Source organism: Xanthobacter autotrophicus, assembly GCF_029991245.1.
Classification (GTDB): domain Bacteria; phylum Pseudomonadota; class Alphaproteobacteria; order Rhizobiales; family Xanthobacteraceae; genus Xanthobacter; species Xanthobacter autotrophicus_C.
This window is the reverse complement of sequence record NZ_JAIVFO010000205.1, coordinates 1-5,928: the sequence shown is the minus strand read 5'-3', so window position 1 is coordinate 5,928 and position 5,928 is coordinate 1. Positions and strand designations below refer to the sequence as shown.

Here is a 5,928-nt window from a genome sequence, read left to right as displayed (position 1 = left end):
GGCGGTCTCCTCCGCGAGCTGCTTCAGCATGCGCAGGGTCTCCTTGCCGCCGGGGGCGCAGAGGTTGAGCTTGCTTTCGGCACCATCGGCCAGCGCCTTGGCGTAGCTCTCGCAGACATAGCCGCACTGGCCGCAATCCTGCTGGGCCATGGCCGCCATCATGCGCCGGGGCAGGGCCTTGCCTTCCGCCAGCGCCATGCGCTCGGCCAGCGGCATGGCGGGGTCGTGCCAGGGGGCGCCATCGTCGGCACCATCGTCAGCCGCCGGGGCGGGCATGTCGGGCATCAGCGCCGCCGCGTCGCCCGCCGAGAGGGCGGTGGGGGCGCTGACCTGATCGGCCGAGAGGATGGCGGCGAAGAAGCCGTTCAGCCACGCCCGCTGCTCGCCGGTGAAGGGCGCGCTGTCGGGCAGGACGGGCACAACGGGAATGCGGGTCTGGAGGCTCATGGCTGTGGTCTCGGTGATCAATGAAAGTGCCTGCGGCACTTGAGCTTTGCGCTGGGTCCCGGCTCGCATTCCGCTGACGCTCCATGCGTCCGGGACACGAGGCCGGTGCGTGTCCCGGCCGACTGAAACGGAGCGCAGCGCAGGGAAAGGAGAGCCGGGCCCCAGCGCTCGACTTCCGCGCAGCGGACAATCGTACTCATGCCTCCCCCTCCGCCAGCGCCTTCAGCGCGTCGGGGTCCATGCGGCGGGTGAAGGGGGCGAAGGCCTCGCCTTCGGTACGGTGGGCGAGCCAGCTCTTCAGCAGGCGTTCCACCACCACCGGGGCGTCTTCCGCCTTCACGTCGCGATACAGCTCGCGGGCGATGGCGGCATCCGCGCCGAAGCCGCCGCCGACGAGCAGGTGATAGCCATCCACCGTGTCGCCGTCGTCATTGATGGCCACCCGCGCGCCGATGAGGCCGATGTCGCCGATATAATGCTGGGCGCAGGAATTGTGGCAGCCGGTGACATGGATGTTCACCGGCCCGTCCAGCGCCACGCGCTCCTCGCAGTGGGCGAGGATGGCGCGCGCCGTGCCCTTGGTGTCGGCGGCGGCGAAGCGGCAGCCCTTCGATCCCGTGCAGGCCACAAGGCCGGCCTGCAGCGGCGTCGCCTCGGTCGATAGCCCCAGCGCCGCGACGGCGGTGCAGGCCTGCGCCACGTCCGCGTCGGCAACGCCGGAGATCAGCAGGTTCTGCCAGACGGTGAGGCGGATGTCGCCGTCGCCCAGGCGGGCGGAGATGTCGGCGAGGCCGTGCATCTGTTCCACGCTCATGCGGCCCACCGGCAGGCCGACGCCGATATAGTTCAGCCCCGGCTGCTTCTGGGCATGGACGCCGAGATGGGCGAGGCGGTCGGCCTCGGCGCGGGGCGCCACCGCCTCGGCCGGCAGGCGGGTGAAGGGGCGGCCGAGCTTCTTCTCCACCAGCGCCAGGAAGCCGTCGAAGCCCATGGCGTCGAGCACGTATTTGAGCCGCGCCTTCTTGCGGTCGGTGCGGTCGCCGGTGTCGATGAAGGCGCGCACGATGGCCGCGGCCACTTCGCTCGCCTCCTGCGGGCGCACCACGATGCCGGTGTCGCGGGCGAAATCCTTGTGGCCGGTGATGCCGCCCAGCGCGAGCCGCAGCCATACGCCCGGCGCGACACCGAAGCCGTCCTTCACCTCCACCGCCTGGAAGCCGATGTCGTTGGTATCCTCCAGCGCGCCGATGGTGCCGGCGCCGTCGAAGGCCACGTTGAACTTGCGCGGCAGGCCGTACATGTCGCGATTGTTCAAGATGTAGTGGTGCCACTCCTTCGCCAGCGGGCGGGTATCGAGCAATTCCTGCGTGTCGATGCCGGCGGTGGGGGTGCCGGTCACGTTGCGGATATTGTCCGCCCCCGCGCCCTTGGCGGTGAGGCCGAGATCCACCAGCCTCTCCAGCACGGCGATGCCGTCGGTGGCCGGGATCTCGCGGATCTGCAAATTGGCCCGCGTGGTCACGTCGGTGTAGTTGCCGCCGTGGGCGGCCGCGATGTCGGCCACGCCGCGAAACTGCCAGTGGGTGAGGATGCCGTTGGGAATGCGCAGGCGGCACATGAAGCTGTCCTGCGCCGGCGCCACATAAAACAGGCCGTGGAACTTCCAGCGGAACACGTCCGGCCCCTTGGGGAAGGTGCCGTCGTGGGCGGCGGTCTTCATGCGGGGGTAAGAATCGAGGCCGAATTCCTCGCGCTTGCCCTTTTCCTCGGGCGAGAGCTTCCTGCCCTCCGCCTCGAAGCGGGCCATGGCCTTCAGCCCCGCCGCATCCGGGCCGGTGGGCTCGGCGGCAGCGGCGGGCGCGCTCGCAGGCGCGGCGCCGCGGGTGATCTGCACGGCCTTGGCGCCGGAGACGAAGCCTTCCAGATAGCGCTTCTGGTCGATGGTGAAATCGCCGCCCATGGTGTCTCTCCTCAGGCCGCTGCGGCGATGGCGTCCCGCCCGAAGGCAAGATCGGCGCGCATGGCGGTGATGGGGGTGCGTTTGGTGATGAGGTCGAGATAGAACAGGCCGTCCGCCGTATCGCCGAACAGCACGGCGCCCGCGAGCAGCCCGTCCTTCACGATGAGCCGGCGATAAACGCCCAGCCCCCGGTCGGTGAGCACGATGTCTTCCGTGCCCTCCCCGCCGGTGACGTCCCCCGCCGAGAAGACGGGGACGCCCGAAACCTTCAGGTTGGTGGCCACCACCGAGCCGTCGTAGCGCGCCTCCTCCCCCGCGAGGCGGCGGGCGAGCACGCGGGCCTGCTCATAGGCCGGCGCCACGAGGCCGTAGGCGATGCCGCGATGCTCGGCGCATTCGCCGAGGGCGCAGATGGCGGGATCGCTGGTAGCGAGCGTGTCGTCCACCACCACGCCGCGCTTCACCTCCAGCCCCGCCGCGCGGGCAAGGTCGGCATTGGGGATGACGCCGCAGGCCACCACCACGAGGTCGGCCTCCACCACCCGCCCATCTTTCAGCCTGAGGCCGGTGACGCGGCCGTGCGCGTCCCCCTCAATGGCGTCGCTGGCGGCCTGAAGCAGCACCTCGACGCCCTTGGCTTCCACCGCCCGCCGCAGGAAGCCGGCGGCGGCGGGATCGAGCTGGCGCTCCATCAGCCGGTCCATGAGGTGGACGAGGGAGGTCTTCACCCCCGCCCCGGCGAGGCCCACGGCGGCTTCGAGGCCCAGCAGCCCGCCGCCGATCACCACCGCCCGCGTGCCGGGCACGGCGGCGGCGGCGAGCAGCGCCGCCACGTCCTTCAGGTCGCGGAAGGTGTGCACGCCGTCGAGATCCATGCCCGGCAGGGGCAGGCGGATGGGATGCGAGCCGGTGGCGAGCACGAGGCGCGCATAGGGCAGGCGCCGCCCGTCCGCCAGCACCACCGCGCGTTGGGCGCGGTCGATGGCGGCGGCGGGGGTGCCGTATTGCAGGGTCACGCCGCGGTCGCGCCACCAGGAGGCGGGCTTCATCTGCGCGTCAGCGGCGGTCATGTGGCCGGCGAGCACCTCGGAGAGCAGCACCCGGTTGTAGGCGAGGTGCGGCTCCGCCCCGATCACCGCGACGGCATAGCGGCCCAGCGCGCGCTGGCTCAGCTCCTCGCAGAGCTTCGCCGCGGCCATGCCGTTGCCGATGATGAGAAGGGGCTCGCTCATGTCGTTGTCCTCAGGCCACTGCTTCGGGGGTCTCGGCGGCGGCGATCATGACGGAGGAGAGCAGGCCATAGGCGTCGGCCCACGCGGTCTTCACCTCGGGGGTGAAAGCCTCGCCAAGGCCCTGTTCCAGCGTCCACAGCAGGGCCGAGCCCACCACGGCGTAGTGCTCGGTCTTGACGCCGTAGCCCACATGCTTGCGGGCGAGGGCCTGCGCCGCGGGCACGATGCGCGGCAGGTCCTTGAGGCCGGCCACCACCACGCCGAGGGTGGCCATCAGCTTCTGGCCCTGGGTGGTCATGTCGCCCTTGAACAGGGGCTTCACCTCCGGCGCGATCTCGAACAGGCGGCCGTAGAACAGGCCCGCCGCCGTATCGGCGATGGGCGCCACCTTGGCGAAACTGGATTGGACCAGGTCAATCTGGGTCGGTGTCATGGCAATCTCTCCGGCTTTGAAAAAGGCGAGGGGAGCGGGCGCGCCGGCCCGCTCCGAAAGAGGGCTCAGGCCGCTTCGACGTAGCGGTGGCGCTCGTGGAGGAATTTCAGCACCGCCTCGCGGGCCTTGAGGTAGGTGGCGTTGGTGACCAGCTCCAGCCGCTTGCGCGGACGCTCCAGCTTCACCTCCAGCACCTCGCCGATGCGGGCGGAGGGGCCGTTGGTCATCATCACGATGCGGTCGGAGAGCAGCACCGCCTCGTCCACGTCGTGGGTAATCATGAGGATGGTGTTGCCGAGGCTCGCATGGATCTGCATGACGCTGTCCTGCAGGTGGGCGCGGGTGAGGGCGTCCAGCGCGCCGAACGGCTCGTCCAGCAGCAGCACCTTGGGCTCCATGGCCAGCGCCCGGGCGATGCCCACGCGCTGCTTCATGCCGCCGGAGACTTCCGATGGGCGCTTGTCCTTGGCGTGGCCCATCTGCACCAGGTCGAGGTTGTGGATGGTCCAGTCGTGCCGCTCGGCGCGCGAGCGGGTGCCGGAGAACACCTTGTCCACCGCGAGGCGGACGTTGTCATAGACGGTGAGCCAGGGCAGCAGGGAATGGTTCTGGAACACCACGGCGCGGTCGGGGCCGGGGGCGTTGACCTCCTTGCCGTCGAGGATGACACCGCCGGTGGTCACCGGGGTGAGGCCGGCGACGATGTTGAGCAACGTGGACTTGCCGCAGCCGGAATGGCCGATGATGGAGATGTATTCGCCCTTGGCGATGTCGAGGGAAACGTCGCGCAGCACTTCCGTGGTGGCGGAGCCGCGGGAAAAGCTCTTTCCGATCTGGCTGAGTTCGAGATAGGCGGACATGGGATGCTCCTCGAAAGTGCGATCAGGACGCGCTGGTGCCACGGGTGACGAAGGAGCCGACGCCGGCCACGAGGCGGTCGAGCACGAAGCCGACCACGCCGATGTAGACGAGGGCCACGATGATGTCGGGCAGGCGGGAGGAGTTCCACGCATCCCAGATGAAGAAGCCGATGCCGACGCCGCCGGTGAGCATTTCGGCAGCAACGATGGCCAGCCACGAGAGGCCGATGCCGATGCGCAGCCCGGTGAAGATGTAGGGCGCCGCCGAGGGCAGCATGATCTTCCAGAAGAATTCGATGGGGTTCAGCCGCAGCACCAGCGCCACGTTGCGGTAGTCCTGCGGGATATTTCGGATACCCACCGCCGTGTTGATGATCACCGGCCAGATGGCGGTGATGAAGATCACGAAGATGGCCGAGGGATTGCTGTCGCGGAAGGCCGCCAGTGCGATGGGCAGCCAGGCCAGCGGCGGCACCGTGCGCAGCACCTGGAAGATGGGGTCGAGGCCGCGCATGGCCCACACCGACTGGCCGATCACCGCGCCGAGCAGGATGCCCACCACCGCCGCAAGGCCGAAGCCCACCGCCACCCGCTGGAGCGAGACCAGCACGCGCCAGCCGAGGCCGATATCCTGCGGGCCGGCGACGAAGAAGGGATCGAGGATCAGGTCCTTCGAATCCGCCCAGATGCGGCTCGGCGGCGGCAGGGTGGCGCCGGGGCCGGAGCACAGAAGCTCCCACAAGAGGCCCAGCAGCAGCGTCATGACCAGCGGCGGCAGCACGCTGAGGGCGACGCTTTTGGCATAGCCCGGCCAGGGTGAGGGGCGCGCCGGGGTGGAAGGGGCGGCAAGGCGGACCACGGCGGCGCTCCCGGAGCGCCGGGCCTCTTTGGGCGGCTCTTTCAATGCGGTGACGGACATGGGGCAGGGCTCCGGTTCGGGGCGTGTCGTATGTTCGGGGCGGACACCCTCTCCCGCTTGCGGGGGAGGGCAGGGAG

Annotated in this window: 5 protein-coding genes and 1 pseudogene; all 6 read right to left on the bottom strand. The window is 69.8% G+C overall.

All coding sequences use genetic code 11. The features are described 5' to 3' along the window. Positions 1–447 (bottom strand): annotated as a pseudogene (locus tag K9U41_RS21405) ((Fe-S)-binding protein); the annotation flags it as partial. 196 nt (positions 448–643) lie between these two features. Next, positions 644–2,407: a NirA family protein gene (locus tag K9U41_RS21400; protein WP_282642867.1), complete on the bottom strand. Its 1,764-nt coding sequence runs from the start codon at positions 2,405–2,407 to the stop codon at positions 644–646. 11 nt (positions 2,408–2,418) lie between these two features. Next, positions 2,419–3,639: an NAD(P)/FAD-dependent oxidoreductase gene (locus K9U41_RS21395; protein ID WP_282642866.1), complete on the bottom strand. Its 1,221-nt coding sequence runs from the start codon at positions 3,637–3,639 to the stop codon at positions 2,419–2,421. Positions 3,640–3,649: 10 nt separating this feature from the next. Then, complete coding sequence (locus K9U41_RS21390) at positions 3,650–4,072, bottom strand: globin family protein (RefSeq protein ID WP_282642865.1); 423 nt, start codon at positions 4,070–4,072, stop codon at positions 3,650–3,652. 65 nt (positions 4,073–4,137) lie between these two features. Next, entirely contained in the window at positions 4,138–4,932 is a 795-nt protein-coding gene (locus K9U41_RS21385) for an ABC transporter ATP-binding protein (RefSeq protein WP_282642864.1), read from the bottom strand. Between the two features lie 22 nt (positions 4,933–4,954). After that, positions 4,955–5,851: a nitrate ABC transporter permease gene (ntrB, locus tag K9U41_RS21380; RefSeq protein WP_282642863.1), complete on the bottom strand. Its 897-nt coding sequence runs from the start codon at positions 5,849–5,851 to the stop codon at positions 4,955–4,957. Between the last annotated feature and the right edge of the window lie 77 nt (positions 5,852–5,928).